This is a genomic window from Stieleria sp. JC731 (genome assembly GCF_020966635.1).
In the GTDB taxonomy this organism is placed as follows: domain Bacteria; phylum Planctomycetota; class Planctomycetia; order Pirellulales; family Pirellulaceae; genus Stieleria.
Genome location: NZ_JAJKFQ010000005.1, coordinates 279,722 through 297,969, shown reverse-complemented (window position 1 = coordinate 297,969; position 18,248 = coordinate 279,722). Strand labels below are relative to the sequence as shown.

16 protein-coding genes are annotated in these 18,248 nt (G+C 51.9%); 10 read left to right on the top strand and 6 right to left on the bottom strand.

Annotated elements, in window-relative coordinates; translation table 11 throughout:
* Positions 1-4: 4 nt before the first annotated feature.
* The 3 genes from LOC67_RS12250 to LOC67_RS12240 all read right to left on the bottom strand — a co-directional run bounded on the left by LOC67_RS12250 (position 5) and on the right by LOC67_RS12240 (position 4,084).
* Positions 5-2,017: a dipeptidyl peptidase 3 gene (locus LOC67_RS12250; RefSeq protein ID WP_230262893.1), complete on the bottom strand. Its 2,013-nt coding sequence runs from the start codon at positions 2,015-2,017 to the stop codon at positions 5-7.
* 53 nt (positions 2,018-2,070) lie between these two features.
* Complete coding sequence (locus LOC67_RS12245; RefSeq protein ID WP_410001132.1) at positions 2,071-3,234, bottom strand: SGNH/GDSL hydrolase family protein; 1,164 nt, start codon at positions 3,232-3,234, stop codon at positions 2,071-2,073.
* Positions 3,235-3,466: 232 nt separating this feature from the next.
* The gene (locus LOC67_RS12240; protein ID WP_230262891.1) at positions 3,467-4,084 is read right to left on the bottom strand and encodes a DUF1080 domain-containing protein; all 618 of its coding nucleotides are present in this window, start codon (positions 4,082-4,084) and stop codon (positions 3,467-3,469) included.
* 332 nt (positions 4,085-4,416) lie between these two features.
* Between LOC67_RS12240 and LOC67_RS12235 the strand changes: the two genes are divergently transcribed.
* The 3 genes from LOC67_RS12235 (at position 4,417) to LOC67_RS12225 (ending at position 6,671) form a co-directional block, all read left to right on the top strand.
* Positions 4,417-5,250 carry a sugar phosphate isomerase/epimerase family protein gene (locus LOC67_RS12235; RefSeq protein WP_230262890.1) on the top strand — a complete coding sequence of 278 codons (834 nt, stop codon included), beginning with the start codon at positions 4,417-4,419 and terminating at the stop codon, positions 5,248-5,250.
* A 337-nt stretch (positions 5,251-5,587) separates the two neighbouring features.
* On the top strand, positions 5,588-5,989 hold the full coding sequence (locus LOC67_RS12230; RefSeq protein ID WP_230262889.1) for a YciI family protein: 402 nt from the start codon (positions 5,588-5,590) through the stop codon (positions 5,987-5,989).
* A 319-nt stretch (positions 5,990-6,308) separates the two neighbouring features.
* Positions 6,309-6,671, top strand: a complete 363-nt coding sequence (locus LOC67_RS12225) for an STAS/SEC14 domain-containing protein (protein WP_230262888.1) — start codon at positions 6,309-6,311, stop codon at positions 6,669-6,671.
* Positions 6,672-6,964: 293 nt separating this feature from the next.
* Here the strand turns inward: LOC67_RS12225 and LOC67_RS12220 are convergent, their stop codons facing one another.
* Positions 6,965-7,210 carry a hypothetical protein gene (locus LOC67_RS12220; protein ID WP_230262887.1) on the bottom strand — a complete coding sequence of 82 codons (246 nt, stop codon included), beginning with the start codon at positions 7,208-7,210 and terminating at the stop codon, positions 6,965-6,967.
* Positions 7,211-7,400: 190 nt separating this feature from the next.
* On the opposite strand from LOC67_RS12220, the gene LOC67_RS12215 reads away from it, so the two are divergent.
* Together LOC67_RS12215 and LOC67_RS12210 are read left to right on the top strand one after the other, a co-directional pair.
* Complete coding sequence (locus LOC67_RS12215) at positions 7,401-7,679, top strand: pyrimidine/purine nucleoside phosphorylase (RefSeq protein ID WP_230262886.1); 279 nt, start codon at positions 7,401-7,403, stop codon at positions 7,677-7,679.
* A 316-nt stretch (positions 7,680-7,995) separates the two neighbouring features.
* Positions 7,996-8,646, top strand: coding sequence for a DUF1801 domain-containing protein (locus tag LOC67_RS12210; RefSeq protein ID WP_230262885.1), 651 nt, complete (start codon positions 7,996-7,998; stop codon positions 8,644-8,646).
* Between the two features lie 23 nt (positions 8,647-8,669).
* Here LOC67_RS12210 and LOC67_RS12205 read toward each other — a convergent pair whose 3' ends face one another.
* Positions 8,670-10,592 (bottom strand): cytochrome c3 family protein, encoded by a 1,923-nt coding sequence (locus LOC67_RS12205; protein ID WP_230262884.1) that lies wholly within the window; start codon positions 10,590-10,592, stop codon positions 8,670-8,672.
* Positions 10,593-10,887: 295 nt separating this feature from the next.
* Positions 10,888-11,079: a hypothetical protein gene (locus tag LOC67_RS12200; RefSeq protein WP_230262883.1), complete on the bottom strand. Its 192-nt coding sequence runs from the start codon at positions 11,077-11,079 to the stop codon at positions 10,888-10,890.
* Between the two features lie 1,353 nt (positions 11,080-12,432).
* Between LOC67_RS12200 and amt the strand changes: the two genes are divergently transcribed.
* The 5 genes from amt to LOC67_RS12175 all read left to right on the top strand — a co-directional run bounded on the left by amt (position 12,433) and on the right by LOC67_RS12175 (position 18,240).
* Positions 12,433-14,313, top strand: coding sequence for an ammonium transporter (gene amt / locus LOC67_RS12195; protein WP_230262882.1), 1,881 nt, complete (start codon positions 12,433-12,435; stop codon positions 14,311-14,313).
* A 360-nt stretch (positions 14,314-14,673) separates the two neighbouring features.
* Positions 14,674-15,591, top strand: a complete 918-nt coding sequence (locus LOC67_RS12190; RefSeq protein WP_230262881.1) for a Kelch repeat-containing protein — start codon at positions 14,674-14,676, stop codon at positions 15,589-15,591.
* Between the two features lie 76 nt (positions 15,592-15,667).
* On the top strand, positions 15,668-16,657 hold the full coding sequence (locus LOC67_RS12185; protein ID WP_230262880.1) for a DUF1559 domain-containing protein: 990 nt from the start codon (positions 15,668-15,670) through the stop codon (positions 16,655-16,657).
* Positions 16,657-17,112, top strand: a complete 456-nt coding sequence (locus LOC67_RS12180) for a carboxypeptidase regulatory-like domain-containing protein (protein ID WP_230262879.1) — start codon at positions 16,657-16,659, stop codon at positions 17,110-17,112. The genes LOC67_RS12185 and LOC67_RS12180 overlap by 1 nt, the downstream gene beginning before the upstream one ends.
* Positions 17,113-17,172: 60 nt before the next feature.
* Positions 17,173-18,240 (top strand): ABC transporter substrate-binding protein, encoded by a 1,068-nt coding sequence (locus LOC67_RS12175; protein ID WP_230262878.1) that lies wholly within the window; start codon positions 17,173-17,175, stop codon positions 18,238-18,240.
* Positions 18,241-18,248 lie beyond the last annotated feature (8 nt).

Genomic DNA, 18,248 nt, shown 5'->3' with positions numbered 1-18,248 from the left:
GCGATTAATTGTCGGACCATTCCAACATCTGCTTTTTAAGATCCATCGGATAGGAAATCACCACATCCGTGATCGCCCCGTCGGAATCGCGGACTGGCGTCAAAGTTGGCTGAACAAATCCGGTGTAGGCCGGTGGATCCAGATCAGCGTACCGCTGCAACACTTCGTCCCTGAGTTCGACGTTGATATCGATCGCATAGCGTTTCATCAGACGTTCAGCGGACGGACGGTCGCCTTCGGATTTGATCCGCTGGACTTCAGCGAGCAACCGCCCGACACCTTCATGCCACTCTTGAACGCTTGCGACGCGAAAGTACGTTTTACCGTCGCGTTCTTCGACTTGGATCGCTTTGGTATTTGCCGCCAACCAACTGACGATCATCTGACGGTTTCGCATATGATCTTCTTCGATGGTCGTACCGTCTTTGATCCGACGCAGTTGAGTCATCGCGTTGCGAGTGTATGCCTCGTACGCGGCGAGCTGTAATTCTTGCAACTCATTCTGGTTCGCGACCAACCCCAGCTCCACCAGTTTTTCGTTGCCGATGAAGTACAAAGCGACCAAATCGGCGCGTCCCTCTTCCAGTGCACTATAGTACTCTTTGATCGAAATCGCTGGATCGACACCTTCATTAACTTGCCCCGATGCGTGCCCGATCACTTCGTGCATGTTGACTTCCAGTGCCAAGGCTTCCGATTTCCATTTGTCAGCGCGCGCCGCCTCGGCCTCATCAAAACAGAATTCCGAGCGTGCTGCTTTTGAACCGGACTTGTCGTACGCTTCCATCACGTTGCTTAGCGAAACTGATTTGCTTCCGTAACGCTGGCGGATCACGGGATCGTTTGGCAGATTGATTCCGATTGGTGTGACGGGCCCAGAATCACCGGTCTCCATGACAACCTGAATGGCTTTTGCCGAGATGCCTTTGACGTTGGCCTTTCGAAACTGTTTTTCGTAAGGCATATGATCCTCGAACCACTGGGCGTTGTCGGCGAACTTCTCGATCATGTCCATTTTGATCGGGTCGTTGAAGTACACCGCCGCTTCCCATGAGCCTTTCATCCCGCGTGGGTCCATATAGACTTCGATAAAGCCGTTAATCGTATCGACAGGACTGTCTTTGTCGTCGACCCACGCGATGTTGTATTCGTAGAAGTCTTTCGCTTCACCCGTTTTGTAGTAGTGAATCAAAGCCCCGATTGCACGTGCCATCTTGGGCGTTGCGTAGGGCACCGCAGCCTCCAGATGGCGTACGATCTCGCTGATTTGCTCGGCATACAGTCCCGCGGGAACATGCTGATCAAGCCCCATCCGGTAGACCTGTTCGACAAGAGTTCCATCGGACTGCTTGACCAGCTTTGAATTCAACGGGAATTGCTCATCAAACCCTTCGATGTCACTGGTGGTGACGTTGTCGTAGAGGTTGTTGACACTCGCGATCATGATGTCGCGACCGTCCGGTGGCGACTTTTGCGTCACATGCGATTCATAGTCTTCATCAAAAAAGACTGGGGCGAGCTCATCGAGCAACGGCTCCATCTCATCAGCTCCGACCGTGAAGGTCGCGCCATTTTGCAATGCTTGTTCAACGGCCGTTTCCAAAGCCTCGGGATCGCATTCGAGCAGATTCTTTTTGGCAGTCAAAGAACTGTGTGGCCCATTGTTCACCCAGAATAGCTTCATGTATTTCTCGATCGCACCGAGTGTGCTCGGATCAATACCGCCCGGGTGTTCGAGCACGCCTTCAAGCAAGTTCCGAATCGTCAGCGAGTACCGGTATCGCTGATCGATATAGATATCTCTTCCCGCAATGGCAGCTTGTGAAAGGTGATAAATAAGCGTCTTTTCACGCAGCGGAAGCTGCTCGAAGCCATCGACATAAAGCTGAACAATCGCGACATCGTCGACCCGATCGAGCAAGTACTTGCGTCCTTGCTGAGCAGATTCTTGAGCCGATACAAACTGGCAGGTAGAAGCGATCGTGAATGCGGCAAGCATTCTCGGTATCAGACGCATGGCAGTGCCTTTTGAACAGGAAAGTAATTTGAAGGGCTAGTTTAGCAATTCAGCTACAGGTCCAGAGCTTTTCGCAAGACTGGTGCAAAGATATCGGCCTGCCTTTTGAAACCAAGATCGCTGGCATGCGAGCCGTCTGTAGCCCCATCAGCATCGGTTCCGTAGAGCTCGTCTCCAGAGATATAAAACAGGTTCTCAACACCGGCTGATTGCAATTCTTCGAACGCCGCTTTCAGTGCCGCATGATTGGCACTGTGATGAGCATCTCGTGCAGGAAGAATCCAGCTGTTGGTATTTCGTCGGTCTTCGACCAAAACGATCGGAGTCTTCGGTTTCGCCTCGCGCAGTTGCCGAACCAGGGGGATACATCGCTCCTGCACCATCGCGGCGTTCATATTCGGAAGACAATCGATGACATAGACCGCTGCATCGACCTGAATCAAATAGTCGCCGACTTCTTCATGCATTTTGCCGTTGCCGGAAAAGCCGAGATTGACGACCGGAAGATCGAACTGACGACCAAGAATTGCGGTGTGAACCATTCCTGGCCGGCTTGCGCACGCTCCATGAGTGATACTCGTTCCGTAGAACACGATGGGTTTTTCGCGAGGGTTTTGTGCTTCAAAGCGTTTGCCTTCGGGCACACCGATACTCAGCGAATCAACACCGTTGTAGAGCGGCAGGTAGGCAGCGAATTCTCGCATCCCATCGGGCTCGTTTTCAGCGCCAGCGATACCGCCAACAATTTTCGTCTTGATCTCCTGGCTAGACGGACGTGTGACCTGAACCCATCGCCATTGCCCGTCTGAATTTCTGGCATAGAGATCGATTCCGCTAACTCCGGTCGCTGGCATGTGCGGCATTGCCAAGTTGCCATGAAGCAATTTGTAGTGAACGTGAATGTCGGTGGCATCGGTCTTAAACCGAACCATCATTCCGGCGGAGTGTCGACTGAGATTCCAGACGTTTGAAGTCACTGACTTTTCAGCCGACTCTGGAAGCCTATCAAACCATCGCAACCGTTTCTGATCGGGAAGAATCCGGCCTTCAACTCCCCAGCCAGTCACGTCGTACCACGCAATACCTTCGGACACCTGAGTTGGCTGCGCCATTTCGGGATCAAGATTTCCGATCGCAGCTGGCGAAGCCACTTGCGCTGACGCAGTGAGGCAGAAAAAAGACAAAACGAGAGAAGCAAAACAGTGCTGTATCTTCATGGCGGGAGCTTAGAAAGGAGAGGGGAGGGATGTTTGCGATTTCATGCGGATCGAGAGCGATCCCAAGCTACAAAGCGTACCGAGTTTAGAAGCACGCTGCACAAAACACCCTTCCAAGCGCGTTGAATCGCGTAGCCCGTTGTATCGTCAGCCTGTATTCCGATACGAAAAAACGCAGTCCTCGGTGCTGAGAACTGCGTTTGCAAGTTTGATCGGGCTGGCGACTGATCGATCAGTCTTCCAAAGGCATCACTTCAACTTTGCGGATGTCGACAACACTGCCTGGATCGTGTTGTTGGAACGCGAAGTGACCTTGTTTGAAGGTCTTGTCGAAGTCCAAGTATTCGTACAATTCGTCGCCATCAATGGTGACTTTGATACGAGTCATATCGCGTCCGCGCCAGTTGTCGTCACGCACTTCCAATTCGTAGGTGAACCAAGTGTCAGGTTTTGAAACCTGTTTGTAGACATGGCACATGCCGTAGATCGATCCGGTACGAATCGGGTCTGTGTGTGTGCTGTCGATTTGTGCCTCATAGCCATCCAGGAAGCCAGGCTTGGCTTTGGTGCGGAAGTACAAACCCGAATTGCCACCGTCGTTGATTTTCACTTCAGCGCGGTAGCGAAAGTTTTTGTAAGGGCCGGTGGTCGTGACCAGCATTGAAGGGTTGCCAGTGCCATGGATCGCACCGTCTTTGACTTCCCAGTGGCTATCATCGTTTCCGACCTTTTGCCAACCGTCTAGGGTTTTGCCATCGAACAAGGAAATCCACTTTCCTTCTTCGGCAGAGGCTGTCGAACCGAGAACCAGCATCAATGCTGCGACCAGACTGAGAGTGCGTTGTGTCATGGACAAGTTGTTCACCTTTGTAAGTCGTTTCGATCTTGACCCCATATCTGAGTTTCATGGGGTAGCTCTTTTGGATTTCAGACGGATTCTACCGTCAAATCCAATCGTCAATGTATCATTCCAATCTTTTCCAGCCACCCACCGCTCAGTTGCTCGAATGCTCGGTCGGCCTGTTCTACAATGCGAGCGAATAAGGTTGAGGGGCGGAACGCTCTGTTGGTAATCGCTCCGTTCGGTAATCGCTTTGACAATCGCCAGAATCGTTGGAATGGATTCCATAGACTAATTAGCCACATTCATTTTGAATCCCAATACTGCCGGAAATCATGACTATGCGAAAGATCTCCCCTACACGTCGTCAGTTCTTGCTCGCCACCAGCGCATCGGTCGCGATGACCGCCATGCCTCGCGTGGCCGCCGCAGCCGATTCAAGCGGCTATAAGCTCGGTATTCAGCTGTATTCCCTGCGTGGATTCAACGTTGACCAAGCACTTCAACACGCGCACGACCTGGGCTTTCAACAGGTCGAGTTTTACGGGGGAATGTTGCCAATCGAGTCGACTCCTGAAGAAATCGCTGCGATGAAAAAGAAGGTCGACGACCTCGGTATGTCGATCTCTGCTCACGGGGTGAATCACTTCTCAAAAGACGATGCCAAGAATCGCAAGATGTTTGAGTTTGCCAAGGCATTGGGGGTCCCCACCATCACCGCAGATCCAGACCTCGATTCGTTTGACAGCCTGGATGCTTTGGTAAAGGAATTCAATATTCGAGTTGCCATTCACAATCACGGACCTCGCCACCGCTACAACAAAGCAGTCGATGTCCTCAACGCGATCGAAGGCCACGACGAACGTATCGGAGCGTGTGCGGACCTCGGACACTACATCCGATCCGGACAACGTCCGACCGAAGTCATCCGTTTGCTCCAAGGGCGTCTCTTCGGGATCCACCTGAAAGACTTCGCGGAAATGAAAGATCGAACCGAGGGCGTCATTCTCGGCAAAGGACACCTGGACGTTGAAGGAGTCTTTATGGCGTTGAAGTCGACTGGCTTCCCAACCGATGGCGCGATCTCACTTGAGTATGAAGAAAACCCCAGCGACCCGATCGATGATATCCGCCAGTGTGTGTCCATCGCTAAAGATGCAATGAGCAAGCTGTAAACGCGTCGCTGACTGCAACGCATCATCCAAACTGTGCATTCAGCCCCAGCAAGCCACTTAGGTTGCTGGGGCTGATCGCGTTTAAAATGCAGGGCAACCGAAGAATTGACGTGCCGATGAACTGCATCGGAAGAACTAGCGATCACATTTGTGCTCGTACCAAGTCTTATCCGTGCCAGACATTTCATGTGGTGTGAACCGCGGGTCGAGTAGCCACGCCGAACCGATTTCAAAGAAAACTTCACTTCGATGTCGATTCGCAGCCGGGCCGTTCGACCATCCATAACTCTGCTGAACTGAAAATAATATCCAACGCCTACACTCCGTGAGGGTTCGTATGAAATTCGTTTGCTTGGGCTATATCGATGAGGAAAAATTCGCCAAACTCCCGCCCGAAGAAGGGCAAAAGATGATGGAAGAGTGCTTCGCCTACGATGACGAGCTGCGGCGCGGTGGGCACTTCATTGGCGGAGAGGCTCTCGATTCATCAAGCAAGGCGATCACACTGAAATCGGTCAACGGCGAAATCGAAGCGATCGATGGGCCGTTTGCTGAAACGAAAGAAATGCTCGGCGGTATTTTGCTGCTCGAAGCCGAGAACATGGATCACGCGGTTGAACTAATGTCCAAGCACCCTGGCGTTCGCGTCGGACCTTTCGAGATTCGGCCTGCCGATGCATTCATCAACGATTTGATTGCCAAACGTGATGTGGCCATTTCATCCCAGTTGTCACAGTAAACGTGCGTGATTCCCGCAAATGTGTGCGATCGGGAATGGGTCGAGCTGACGACAACGCGATCGCGCCGATCAACGGCTGACCGGTGCGATCATTAATTACCCGACACATTCGATCGATCTCGATGTCTTTGCACATCTAGCCTGCCGTGGCTGACATCAGTTTGCATCGAATGTTGACTTCGCCACTGTTGCCACAAAAATTCGCACACTTCTAGCTCTCTGGCACGAACATCGCACTGGATCATCCTGCACAGACCTCTCGGTGAGATCGTCCTCACACGTACGTCAGTTCTTTCCTACAACGCAGGAGATCCAAGTCATGTCAACGAACATTACCGAAGTTGATGGCGGCAAAACGATCGAGGTTCACTTGACCGGAAAGCTATCCGACGAAGACTACAAGCGATTCGTTCCGATTACAGAACGACGAATTGAAGAGTTCGGAAAGGTCCGCTTGCTTGTCGTGTTCAGCGACTTCCACGGCTGGGATGCAGAAGCTCTCTGGGACGATATCAAATTTGACGTTAAGCATTTCAATGACATTGAAAGGCTGGCGATCGTCGGGGACAGTCGATGGGAAAAGGCGATGGCTGTCTTCTGCAGACCATTTACAACGGCAAAGATAAAGTACTTCGAACAGACGCAAATGGCGGACGCACGAAGCTGGGTCAACGAAGACTAGCCAACAGCTTCTTGCCTTGTCGTTCTAACCAGTTGTTCATCGATCGACGCGCTGGAGCGGGAATTGAGAAAGTATTGCTCCGGCGCGAATCTACATCGCTAGTTTGATGAATTGGGACCGAGCCAGACAGACTCTTGCGAAAAGGACCTGCCTCGGTGGCTGATATATCCACCCCAAATCAGACGTCCAACCGCCAACAACCGGCGTCATTTACCCATTTGGTCGAAACCGATCCCGCCCAAGGTGGACAGCAACCCCCTTGGAATGACTCAATTGACATTTGTTTCCCGTAATTATTTGACGGGCGCCATTGAAGCGATAACATCATGTCCGCCGATCGGCTGGACCGGATAGTTGCTGGGGCAACGACTCTCGACTTCAGCCGATCGGCGTTTCGAGAACTCTGTGGTTTCAGCTTCTGCATCAAGCAGCTCTCCAGCAACCGTAGTCACACCACGCGGTGTGTACAGATTGGTCTGTCTGATCAAGTCTTGTCCGAAACGGATCTCACACTTGTGGCCCGTTGTACCGGTCGGCATCTTGCGATCTTGTTCCCCTCGTTTGTCACGGCAGAACGGCACCACCCAGTGCTGAATCCAAAGCGATCTGATTTCGCAACACGGAAGACAAACTGTGTTGCTCGGTTATTGAAAGTTAACACGGGGTGGGTTACGAAGGTCGTGCACAAAGGGTGCAGCTTTTTCTCAAAACAGTGTCAATCTAGCAACAATGAAAGTAAACGAGTATTTCGACGGCAAAGTCACTTCGATCGCGTTCAACAACGATGAAGGGAAAGCGACTGCAGGAGTGATGTCGATTGGTGAATATGAATTTGGTGCCAGCGACAATGAACTGATGAAAGTCGTCTCGGGTGAGATGGATGTCAAACTCCCAGGCAGTGATTCGTTTGAAACTTTTAAGACCGGAAGCGAATTCAAAGTCCCAGCGGGCACCAAGTTTCAGGTGAACGTCAAGCAAGAAACTGCTTACCTCTGTTTTTACAGTTAGGCTCGTCACCGCTGGCAAATCACTGCTCGCATGTCGATGACAGAAGCAAATTTGAATGACGTTGGTCTGGTAGGCATCAGCTAGCCAAACCATGGTTTAAAATGAACTTGACTCTTCGCTCCCGTCGGAGCGAGTCGTGGAAAGAGCGAGCGAAAAATCGGCGAATGATTGTGCGCAACCAGTCGAGCGATAAAACGTTCGTCGGGTCTTGCCAGTTAGTATGTCATCAGTGAATGAAACTTGTCGACGAACGTCTATCAAGATGCGATAGCTGGCCGTCACGAAGTAATCTCTGTCTCCCTGAACCGGTTAACCGATGCCTAAAGTCCACCCCAAGGTTTCTGAATTCATCAAGAAGGATTCGAATTGGCGGAAGGAAATTCGGACGCTGCGTTCGATCCTTGTCGACAGTGGCCTGACGGAAGATTTCAAATGGCGGGCACCGTGCTATACGTTTGAAAATAGCAACATCGCAATCATCGCCCGTCTGAAAGACAGTTGCACCCTTAGCTTCTTCAAGGGCATCTTGCTGAACGATGAAGCAAAAGTCCTAGTCGCCCCCGGAAAGAACTCTCAGTCCGCGCGAGTCATTCGTTTTTTCAGCGAAGAAGAGATTCACTCTCATACCGATACGATCCGGTCGTACGTTCAGCAAGCGATCGAGATCGAACAATCCGGAAAGAAAGTCGACTTCAGTCAAAAGGACAACCTGGAGATCCCCAAGGAACTGCAACAGACATACGACGAGAACCCATTGTTACAAGCCGCGTTCGAGTCGTTGACTCCGGGCAGACAGCGAGGCTACATCCTGCACTTTACCGGTGCCAAGCAATCTCGGACGCGTAAAGACCGAGTCGAAAAAAGCGTCGATCGCATCATGGCAGGCAAAGGAATCCACGATTGCATCTGCGGACTTTCATCACGCCTGCCTCGTTGTGACGGGTCGCATCAGTCATTGCGGAAATAAAGCACGACCGCATCCCTTCCAAACTATTCCTGAAGATAGATGGGACGTTCGTCACGTTGCTCCATCAATCGTTCCATGCGTCGCCGATCGAAATAGCCGCTCGAATCGATCAAAAGACGACCATCCACTTGGTGCTCTTTGCTAAGGGCTTTCTGGTACTGGCGTCCCATCGTTGCGCCACGGCTTTCCAATGAATCTAAAAAGTTGTAGGTAAACGGTTCCACGTCGGGCAAGAGATTGAAGCCCCGCTCGGAGATAAGACGGATCGCGTGGTACTCATCATCCATTCCCAATAGAAAGAACAACGGCATCCAACCCGTCCCTGACGCTTTTTGTGCTGGCGGCCATTGAAACGCGTTGACCTGCAACGCCCTCTGTGCGGCATCCCCCGTGATGAAATGCAGCAATGAATCGGCGGTGTTTTTTTGATCGTCGGACAGCTCGGGAATGTCGTGTCCGTACCACTCGTGTAGATGCTTCGCGGTCTGCTGGAGGGTGAAGTCCAGGTGACATAGATTGCATGCGTTGGGACGACCGGTTTGCAATGTCGTTGCGACCGAAGGACTTGAAATCGTGTGGGAACGACTGCTTTTCAGAATCCCGTAGACCGTGTGTGGCATATGGCAATTCATACAGCGGCTGCCTTCAGAGCCGACCGGATGATGCGTGTGCGATTCTCCAAGATCTGCGTAGCTGGGATGACATTGTAGACAAGCATCGTCTGTTCGCATTTGCGGTTTCAGCTGGTCATCTTTCCATTCGGCCTGAAGCGATTCGTCCTGTTGGTGCATCGTGTGACAAGAGACACAGCCAAGTTCACCTCGTTGATAACAAGGCGATTCAATCATCCCCGAATAGTCTCGTCCCGTGACCCGCATCTGTCCGTCTGGCCAGAAGTGATTCTCCGTCACTCCGGGATGGGCATCAAATAGTCGAAACGATTCACTCTCTTTGAAATCTTTACTTGCACGCACTAAACGAAGAAACGGTGCATCTTCAAGCTGATCACCTGGTCGAAATTGACGGCCGCTGCTGAAGTATGTCTCTTTGTCTTTCGCGTCGGCGATACTGATCATCATCATGCCGTGACACTGCCCACAGAGATCTGACTTCAAATCCTTTGGCAATTCGCTCGGGTTGACAATCGGATCGTCTTGGCGAGCCACTTCATTGTTCAACGGACTACTATCCGAAGGTTGGTGAAGCTTCACGTGTTCCTCACCCGGGCCGTGACAGGCTTCACAAGTGATCCCGTATTCGGCGATGCTTGTTTCCCAATTGATTTCGCCAGACTCGGGCGGTCGTGTGCGAGTTTGCGTGGCGTGGCAATTGCTACAGATTCCGTTCCAGCGTCCCAGTTCATAGTCTTTGTGCATATTGGGATGCCGCAAGAACGCACTACGACGCGGAATCCATCGCCCACCGTCGATGTAGTACATGATCTGCAACTGTGCTGGTGTCTGGTCATAACCGGACTCGTACCAAAACACTTGCATATGGTGCGAACCGGTCATTAACACCAGTTTGCGTTTCACCCGTTTTCCGTTTGCGATTGGGTCGTTGAGTTCGACAAAGTACTCATCGCCTTCGCGAGTAAAGACATAGTCCTCATCAAGAAATTCAATCCTTCCACCATCAACGATCGATTCAGGCACCGATTCCGGACCGACCATTTGAGTCATCGTGCGATGATAGGATTCATGCCAGGATTGGTGATGTTCTTGGTGACACTGTCGACATGAATCAGAACCAATGTAGCCATGGCTACGATCGACCTTTGGCGTTGCGGCAACCGGGGTCGCGATAGGCAGATCTGGTTTGGAAGGTTCGAACGTGACCGACGCGTTGCGAATAACGTTGGGACTTGGCTTTTTCAGTAAATAGAAAAGTGCGAACGCCCATGTGGCGAGGATCACAATCAGCGTCCACGTTAGTTTGCGACTCATTGCAACATCTATTTGGACCGGGCAGATCCAATGCTCGCGTTATGCATGGATCCAGAGGAAAAGGGCAAAGGGAAGCTTGAAGCTGTGACGCGAAAAATGCAGAGTTTAAATCACCGCGGCATCCAGCCATGATCGCCGAGTTGCGGTGAGAGCGTCACGACCGCTTGCGACCAAGATGGCTGGCCAAGTGATTTTACTCGAGAACTAGATTCTACTCGGCCATGAATGCTGCTATGCAGTGATTCCAAGCGACGAAATTCTCGGCAACAGCAGAGACTTTCGAAGCAGGCCTATTCTATTGGTCTAAGAGAGCTTCGACGACTTGCTCGATGTCGAAATGAACAATGTGTTCATCCGTCGGCTTTTGACGCTTGGCTCGTAGGATCAGCACTGCCATGGTCACACCCATTTTCCGATACAGGGCGTTTTGAAACCGAAATAGCTGTCCGTCCGGTAATTGGCTGAAATGAATGATTTGCTGGACCATCCTACCCACCCCCATTTTGTACGGTCTCATCATCGTAGCGGGGGATGGTCTCGGGGTCTATCAAAAAAACAGCATTTGTGGGTTCGACGCCAGTTTTTGCATCGGCATTAAGTCATCCGATACGGGAACTATCGAGATTGGTGAAATGAGTTGTGCATCTGAACAGCAATCGCAGCTCAGACCAGCCTGTTCAATCTACAAATCGCTCGCCGACGCGGAACCAGCGACTTCCAAAACAGTTGAATCGACGACCGGTACGACGACTGCTTTTTTGATGAATCGCATTCCAGAATCGCAGCTGACCTGTCGCAAAACCGAATCGAGTCGATCTCCCCGACCATCACGACACATTGCGAATCGCATTGGCCGCCCTTAGCTAGTGGCTCGCGATGAGTGATGGATGGCCGAACGATGTCCTTCCACAGTCACTTTTTGAATCTTCCAAAGGCAATGCGTTTGCCCGACATCATACGTCTCGAAAGCGTCGACGAATCAATTCGTGAGGTAGAGTTTCTATTACGTTCGCATCGTATGAGATCAATTCGCGTCGATATCTGTAGCCAGCCTTGATGTAGATTTCGAGAATGCCAAGCAGGAATGCTCGATTATGCCAAGGGTTGGGTGCAGATTCGCACCTTAATCGAGCCAACGATATTCGTTCGGGTTTATCGCCACTAGCGGAGCGATATGATGAGCCCGCGAAATGACAAGCCAGCCGGTTGGGTGAATTAAACGTGTTGGGGCAACAACGTTTAGTATCGCCTGGCCGGCTTTTTTATTGCGGCGATTGTCAGGCAGGTGATTCAGTAGCGGCAAACGTTTGTTGCAGCAACGCTTTAAGAAGTCTCACCACAGTACAAATTGCCAACCGGAAAGGGTTCGTCGAATGGGGCAGATCCGACATTCCCTGGATTTCCGATTGACGCACAAAAGGTACTGTGGAAATCATCACCGATCAACCCTAGATAGCGGTTCACAACTACCGCTTTGGCGGAGATATTCTTATGCCTGACGCTACAAACCAGGCATCCTCTTAAGATTGAGATTTCGCTTCATTCAGACCGGTCGGAATACTTTGTTTCCGTGCTGTGCAACTTACCCTTTGGATCTGGGCAAAATTGCCAACGGCGTGCACCGACGCTCAATCACCGCATAGGGCCGTCACTAGGCCACTACTGAACCACGCGGACGACCAGCACCCCCATATCGAGGGCAACCGGAAGCGGTTGGCGGGAAACCCGTAACGGGAAGTGTGCGAATTTGGTAACAGGTGACCCACAATTCGAAGAGATCATCTCTCGATTCGAAGATTCATAAGTCACAGTTCCACCGATTCCATAGCGTTGTAGATCGATGTTATCAGCATCACAACTCGTGATCGCATCAACCGAAATTCAATCCAAAGTGGATTCGATTCAAACGAATCTCGATCTGCTTTGGGTTTTGATCGCCGCCGCATTTGTCTTTCTGATGCAAGGCGGATTTATGTGTTTGGAATCGGGTATCTGCCGCGCGAAGAACTCGATCAATGTCGCGATCAAGAACATGTTTGATCTGTTGATATCGGTCTCGATCTTCTGGCTCTTTGGGTTTGGAATTATGTTCGGGATCAGCTACGGCGGTCTGATCGGAACGAGCGACTTTTTGCCAGACTTTGACGGTAGCCCTTGGGCAGCTTGCTTTTTTATCTTCCAAGCCATGTTTTGTGGCACCGCAGCGACAATCGATAGCGGTGCGGTTGCTGAGCGAACTCGATTCGGCGTGTATTTGATTGTCTCAGCCGTTATTTCAGGTCTGATCTATCCGTTGATGGGTCACTGGGCCTGGGGAAGCTTTTTCAACGGTGAAACGATGGGCTTTCTGGAGTCGATGGGCTTTATCGATTTCGCGGGATCAACCGTTGTGCACTCGACGGGCGGCTGGGTCGCGTTGGCGGGGATCATTGTGATCGGTCCGCGTCTTGGACGCTTCAACGAACAGGACGAGCCTCAAAAGTTGCCCGCACATAACTTGATCCTGGTTTACTTGGGAACCTTTGTCTTGTTCTTCGGCTGGTTCGGTTTCAACTGTGGCAGCACACTGTCAGCGTCACCGGACATCGCGATGATTGCGGTCAACACAGCCCTCGCCGGATGTTTCGGTGGTTTGGCAAGTGCTCTGTCGAGCGTCATGTTCGGTTCCGACGGTCTGCCAACGGCTGAGGATATCGCCAACGGCGTCCTTGGCGGATTGGTCGCGATTACCGCCGGATGTTCTGTCGTCGGTGCCGGATCGGCCGCCTTGATTGGGTTGGCCGGTGGAGTCCTCGTCTGGCTTAGCACGATTTGGATTGAACGCGTCTTAAAACTTGACGATGTCGTCGGCGCGGTCAGTGTTCATGGCGTCTGCGGTGCCTGGGGAACGGTCGCGCTGGCACTGTTCATGGGAAGCGATCACCTACCTGAGGGGACTTCACGCCTTGGACAACTTGGTGTGCAGTCGATAGGTGTGGTCGTATGCTTTGCCTGGTCCTTTGGCTGCTGCTTTCTAGTCTTGAATGTCTTGAAGATGTTCATGCCGCTTCGCGTCAGCGAGCACGACGAGGAAGTCGGATTGAACGTTGCCGAACATGGTGCCCGATCATCGCTACTGGACCTAGCAAGTGTGATCTCTACGGCAACCGCAACGAATGATTACTCGAATGCAAAGATCAAAGACATCGAGCATGGAACCGAGATCGGTGATCTGTCAAAATGCTACAACCAAATGATTGATGCCATCCAGTCCGACCGCTCGCAACTTGCCAATTCGGCGATCCAAGATCACGAGATCGCATTGCGTTTGCAGAGTGACCTGGAACGTTTTGCAAGTGAAGGCGAAAACGCGGTGAGGCAATCTTTAGCCGCACTCGACGAAGCTCGAAGTTGCTCCCTGCAGATGCATGAAAACCTCAAGGAGGTTTCGGCAATCGCGGGGCAAACTCACCTGCTTGCCCTTAACGCATCTATCGAGGCGGCACGGGCTGGTGAAAGTGGCAAAGGCTTCGCCGTCGTTGCCAATGAAGTTAAGAGTCTGGCTACGGCAAGCAACCTTGCCGCAACTGGAATTCATGACATCGTCTCGGAAACGAATTCCAAAATCGAAAACGGATGGAATTCGGCAGCTCACGCGTCCAAGATTCTCAGCGACATCGTCTCGACGGGAACCCAGTCGGCAAACGAACTCTTGCAACGAACCGGCTCACGCACCTTCTAGTTTTCGAAAGCCCGGTCGAAACCAAAGACGCTGCGGAAACGTTTGTTCTGATTGCAATTGCCCTCTGCCAATGGCTAACTGCAAGATGCGTTACGTCACACCTCCATCTGGGGAACAACCAACGCACTTTGACGAATTAGTGTCCATCGGTGTCGAGTAATCCGCCGCCAAGATGCAACAGGCAGGCAACGGATACACATCATTTCGTGGGCAAAACGCATATTCGTTGCTTGATCATCCGTTTGGCACGCCTCTTGCCTAGGGACAGCACACCTTCCCAGGAATCTTGCAAGATGCGTTCCTTCAAGTAAGCGTTTGAAAAGACTGCTGGGACCAATGTCTCTTTAGCCCCACAGTTTAATGTCGCTCTCAACCGACCAAGCAAACGTCCAGTATCAAGGCGGAGTCGCCGGTGCTGTTGTTGACGATACGTTTTACGTCGTCGGCGGAATGTTAAATCCCTTTGACCATCTCGATTCAGCCTATGGGATTCCTACGAACGGTGATCGTTCGCCTCGATCACTTGCACCGCTTCCTACCCCCAGAGCGAATGTTGTCGCGGTAGCATCGGAAGGGAAACTTTTCACAGTTGCCGGTGGCATCTCTGATAAATCCAACTCGGGGCGACCAGAAGGCCCTTCGACCGTTGTCGAAGCTTTCGATGTCGCCACCGGTGCCTGGAAATCGTGCCAAGACCTGCCAGCCAGACGAGTTAAACCGGGCGTCGCCATTGTTGGCCAGACTCTTTACGTACTCGGTGGACGCGAAGACAAAGTCGATGCGAACACGATCTTTGCTTATGACATCGCATCCGACGAATGGGCTCTGGTTGGAACTTTGCCGTACGCCGCCCGACACGGTGCCGCGTGCTCGTTCGATGGACTGATCTACTACAGCGGAGGATGGTCCGCCGGCCCCGATGGCGGCACGTTTCAAAATGCTTTGATCGAATTTGATCCGCAGAGCAATCGTTGCCGCGACCTTTCACCAATGCCTGAGCCCAGAACGGCGCATGCGATTGTTGCACACGCCGGATCGCTTTATGTCCTCGGTGGCATCGATACAAAAAAGACTCCAACATCAACCGTCTTCCGCTATCACATCGCCGAAGACCGTTGGTCGGCGTGTGATTCACTTCAATCCAACCGCGCTGTGTTCGCCTGTGGTGTCCGCCAATCGGCACACGCACCAGCAGTCCTGCTGGCCGGTGGCTGGCAAAAGATGCATCGGCAAGCCAATGACACCCTAGAAACGTACCTGCTGCCGATCGATGGTTAGCCTGCGTTTCATGCTCAGCGATTCGAACGTTCCAATCTCCAACTCACCCTCTAGATCATCCTCTCAGCCAAAAACAATGTATCGCGTAAAAGTATCGAATGAATCGAAACGCCGTGGCTTTACACTCGTCGAACTATTGGTAGTCATCGCGATTATCGGCATGTTGGTGGGACTGTTGTTGCCAGCAGTCCAAGCAGCTCGCGAAGCGGCGAGGCGGATGCAGTGTTCAAACAATATGAAGCAGGTCGGCTTGGCGCTACACAACTATCACAGCGCTTTTCGTAAGTTCCCCTGCTATGAGATTTTAGACCTGAGTGCTTGGCGTGGACATGAATACAAGTCCGGCTGGGTGTCGTCTCTGTTGCCGTTTTTTGAAGAAGGCAACCGTTTGGACGACTACGACTTTGACTACACATGGTTCCATGAAGAGAACCAGGACGTGGTGGCACGTCGACTGCCGATGTTCGAATGCCCGTCGAGTCCCGGTGGAACTCAAAAGATCTATACAAATTCGTTCAATAGCGAATTCACGGCTGTGAATCCGGACGTCGAAGCTTGGTCTTCTGACTATGCCGGCAACTGCGGTCACCGCGCGACTCTGTTGCTGCCCGAAGAATCACGTGACAAACAACGTCGCAAAGGTTTCTTCGTCCGTGCTTATCCGGTCCAGCCGCAGAAATTTCGCGACATGCTGGACGGAACAAGCAATACGGTCGCGGTTTGGGAATCGGCTGGACGTCACAGTGTCTACCTATTCGGCAAATTGTGGATCGACGAAACCACCGGCCAACCCATTCCTGTCTCTCCAGACAACTGTGCCTGGGCATCAGGGAACGCGTTCTGGCTGCAATCTTGGAGCCATGATGGAATCGCCAATGGTGGTTCATCCGTTGTTAACGCGACCAACCGCAATTCGCAACCATACTCATTCCACGAAGGCGGTGTGCATCTGCTGATGGTCGATGGATCCGTGCAGTACCTGACCGAATCTGTCAACAACCTGACCTTCATTCATATGTTGACATCCCAAGCGCGCGAGCAAGTCAACTTGGGAGAGGTATTCTAATGCCCGAACATCCCTCAGTTTCAATCTACCGTGCCTGCAGCCTCGTAGCCGCAATATTGATCGCATGCAGTGGGTGCGAGAAAGATCAGAGCATTCCTGTGCATCCGGCCCAAGGAACCTTAACGGTCAATGGCCAACCGGCTACGGGAGCTATCGTTGGTTTGCATCCGATTTCTGGTGACTTCGATGAACGAGGAACCCGACCTGCGGGGCAAGTCAAAGCCGACGGGGCCTTCACGCTATCATCATTTGCAAAAGGCGATGGTGCTCCTGCGGGTCAATACAACGTCTCCATCTTCTGGCCACAACATCCCGAACATACCGACCCGGGCGAAGATCGATTGATGGGCAAGTATGCCAAGCCCGAGTCGTCTGGCGTTTCGATTCAGATCAAAGAAGGTTCCAACATGCTCGAACCGATCGTCTTGGAAAACGTCAAAATGATGCGTGAATAAGTCGTTGCCAATCGACGCGAATTGTATTCGTTCACAGTATTGCTGCCGCAACAGCCTCAAATGAATTTCATCACACTCGTCAAAGCGTTCGCCGTTTGCCTTTGTTCGTTGGCAACTCTTATGGTCTTGATCCCTCGACTCCAATCAGAGACCGCGGATCTTGGCAAAGCGAAACGTCCGCAATCGAGTGAATCTACTCCACCTGGATTTGCCGATCGCCCTTTGGAAATCCAATCGGTTGCAGGCAAACACTTCGTTACCCATCAGCAGGGCACCATCGAAATCCCGAGTCATCCGAAACGAATTTGTAGCCTTGCATTTACCGATGAGCTAGTCGCCCTTGGAATCCGACCGACATCAGCGTCTTGCACCAATGGTCAATTCCCTGACTACCTGCGGAAGCGGCTTCAAAACGTTGTCGGCATCAATCAAATGATGGGTGTTGGGCAACCCGACTTTGAAACCATCGTCGAGACAAAACCCGACCTCATCATCGCGTCTGCTGGCGACCCTCAGACCTATCGACAACTGTTAAAGATCGCACCGGTAGTTCTGCTTTCTGGCGATGGAGACAACAACCGACAACGGATGTTTGACCTCGGTCGCCTGCTGGATCGTGAGGCTGAAGCTGCAGCGTGCATCAAAAACTACGATGCAAAGATCCGTCAGGCTCGCAAGCTTTTGTCGGATGAGCTGGGCTCTCAGAAGGTCGCTTTCTTTCGAATCTTTGGAAAACAGTTCTACATCCACGGTCACACCCGCGGCGGAATCATGCTGTATGACGAACTAAAACTGAATCCGCCAACACTGCTCGATTCGTCACCCAAAGGATTCTTGCTGACCCCCGAGTCGCTTTTGCAGCTTGATGCGGACCTAATTTTCCTGGCCGTCGAAGCCAATCAAGGTGCGCAGCGGTCTTGGAGCCAGCTGCTAGACCATCCAGCCTGGGAACGCGTCCCAGCGGTCCGTTCGAAGCGAGTCATCATGCTGCCGATGCAGCACCATTGGTTGCGACCTGGTTTTTTGGCAAAGTCGCAAATGCTTGATGAGATCATCCAATCCTGCTCCCGAGCCGAAGGTCAAGCTAAGACGAATATTTCGATCAATGCCAACGGTGTGGGAGTCTGAACCGGTCT

Bases quoted from the DNA above. Each gene is read 5' to 3' on its own strand.
- LOC67_RS12250 (WP_230262893.1), bottom strand. From the start codon at position 2,017: ATGCGTCTGATACCGAGAATGCTTGCCGCATTCACGATCGCTTCTACC.
- LOC67_RS12200 (WP_230262883.1), bottom strand. From the start codon at position 11,079: ATGGTCCAGCAAATCATTCATTTCAGCCAATTACCGGACGGACAGCTA.
- amt (WP_230262882.1), top strand. From the start codon at position 12,433: ATGTTATCAGCATCACAACTCGTGATCGCATCAACCGAAATTCAATCC.
- LOC67_RS12180 (WP_230262879.1), top strand. From the start codon at position 16,657: ATGCCCGAACATCCCTCAGTTTCAATCTACCGTGCCTGCAGCCTCGTA.
- LOC67_RS12185 (WP_230262880.1), top strand. From the start codon at position 15,668: ATGTATCGCGTAAAAGTATCGAATGAATCGAAACGCCGTGGCTTTACA.
- LOC67_RS12175 (WP_230262878.1), top strand. From the start codon at position 17,173: ATGAATTTCATCACACTCGTCAAAGCGTTCGCCGTTTGCCTTTGTTCG.
- LOC67_RS12210 (WP_230262885.1), top strand. From the start codon at position 7,996: ATGCCTAAAGTCCACCCCAAGGTTTCTGAATTCATCAAGAAGGATTCG.
- LOC67_RS12245 (WP_410001132.1), bottom strand. From the start codon at position 3,234: ATGAAGATACAGCACTGTTTTGCTTCTCTCGTTTTGTCTTTTTTCTGC.
- LOC67_RS12220 (WP_230262887.1), bottom strand. From the start codon at position 7,210: ATGCCGACCGGTACAACGGGCCACAAGTGTGAGATCCGTTTCGGACAA.
- LOC67_RS12235 (WP_230262890.1), top strand. From the start codon at position 4,417: ATGCGAAAGATCTCCCCTACACGTCGTCAGTTCTTGCTCGCCACCAGC.
- LOC67_RS12240 (WP_230262891.1), bottom strand. From the start codon at position 4,084: ATGACACAACGCACTCTCAGTCTGGTCGCAGCATTGATGCTGGTTCTC.
- LOC67_RS12225 (WP_230262888.1), top strand. From the start codon at position 6,309: ATGTCAACGAACATTACCGAAGTTGATGGCGGCAAAACGATCGAGGTT.
- LOC67_RS12205 (WP_230262884.1), bottom strand. From the start codon at position 10,592: ATGAGTCGCAAACTAACGTGGACGCTGATTGTGATCCTCGCCACATGG.
- LOC67_RS12215 (WP_230262886.1), top strand. From the start codon at position 7,401: ATGAAAGTAAACGAGTATTTCGACGGCAAAGTCACTTCGATCGCGTTC.
- LOC67_RS12190 (WP_230262881.1), top strand. From the start codon at position 14,674: ATGTCGCTCTCAACCGACCAAGCAAACGTCCAGTATCAAGGCGGAGTC.
- LOC67_RS12230 (WP_230262889.1), top strand. From the start codon at position 5,588: ATGAAATTCGTTTGCTTGGGCTATATCGATGAGGAAAAATTCGCCAAA.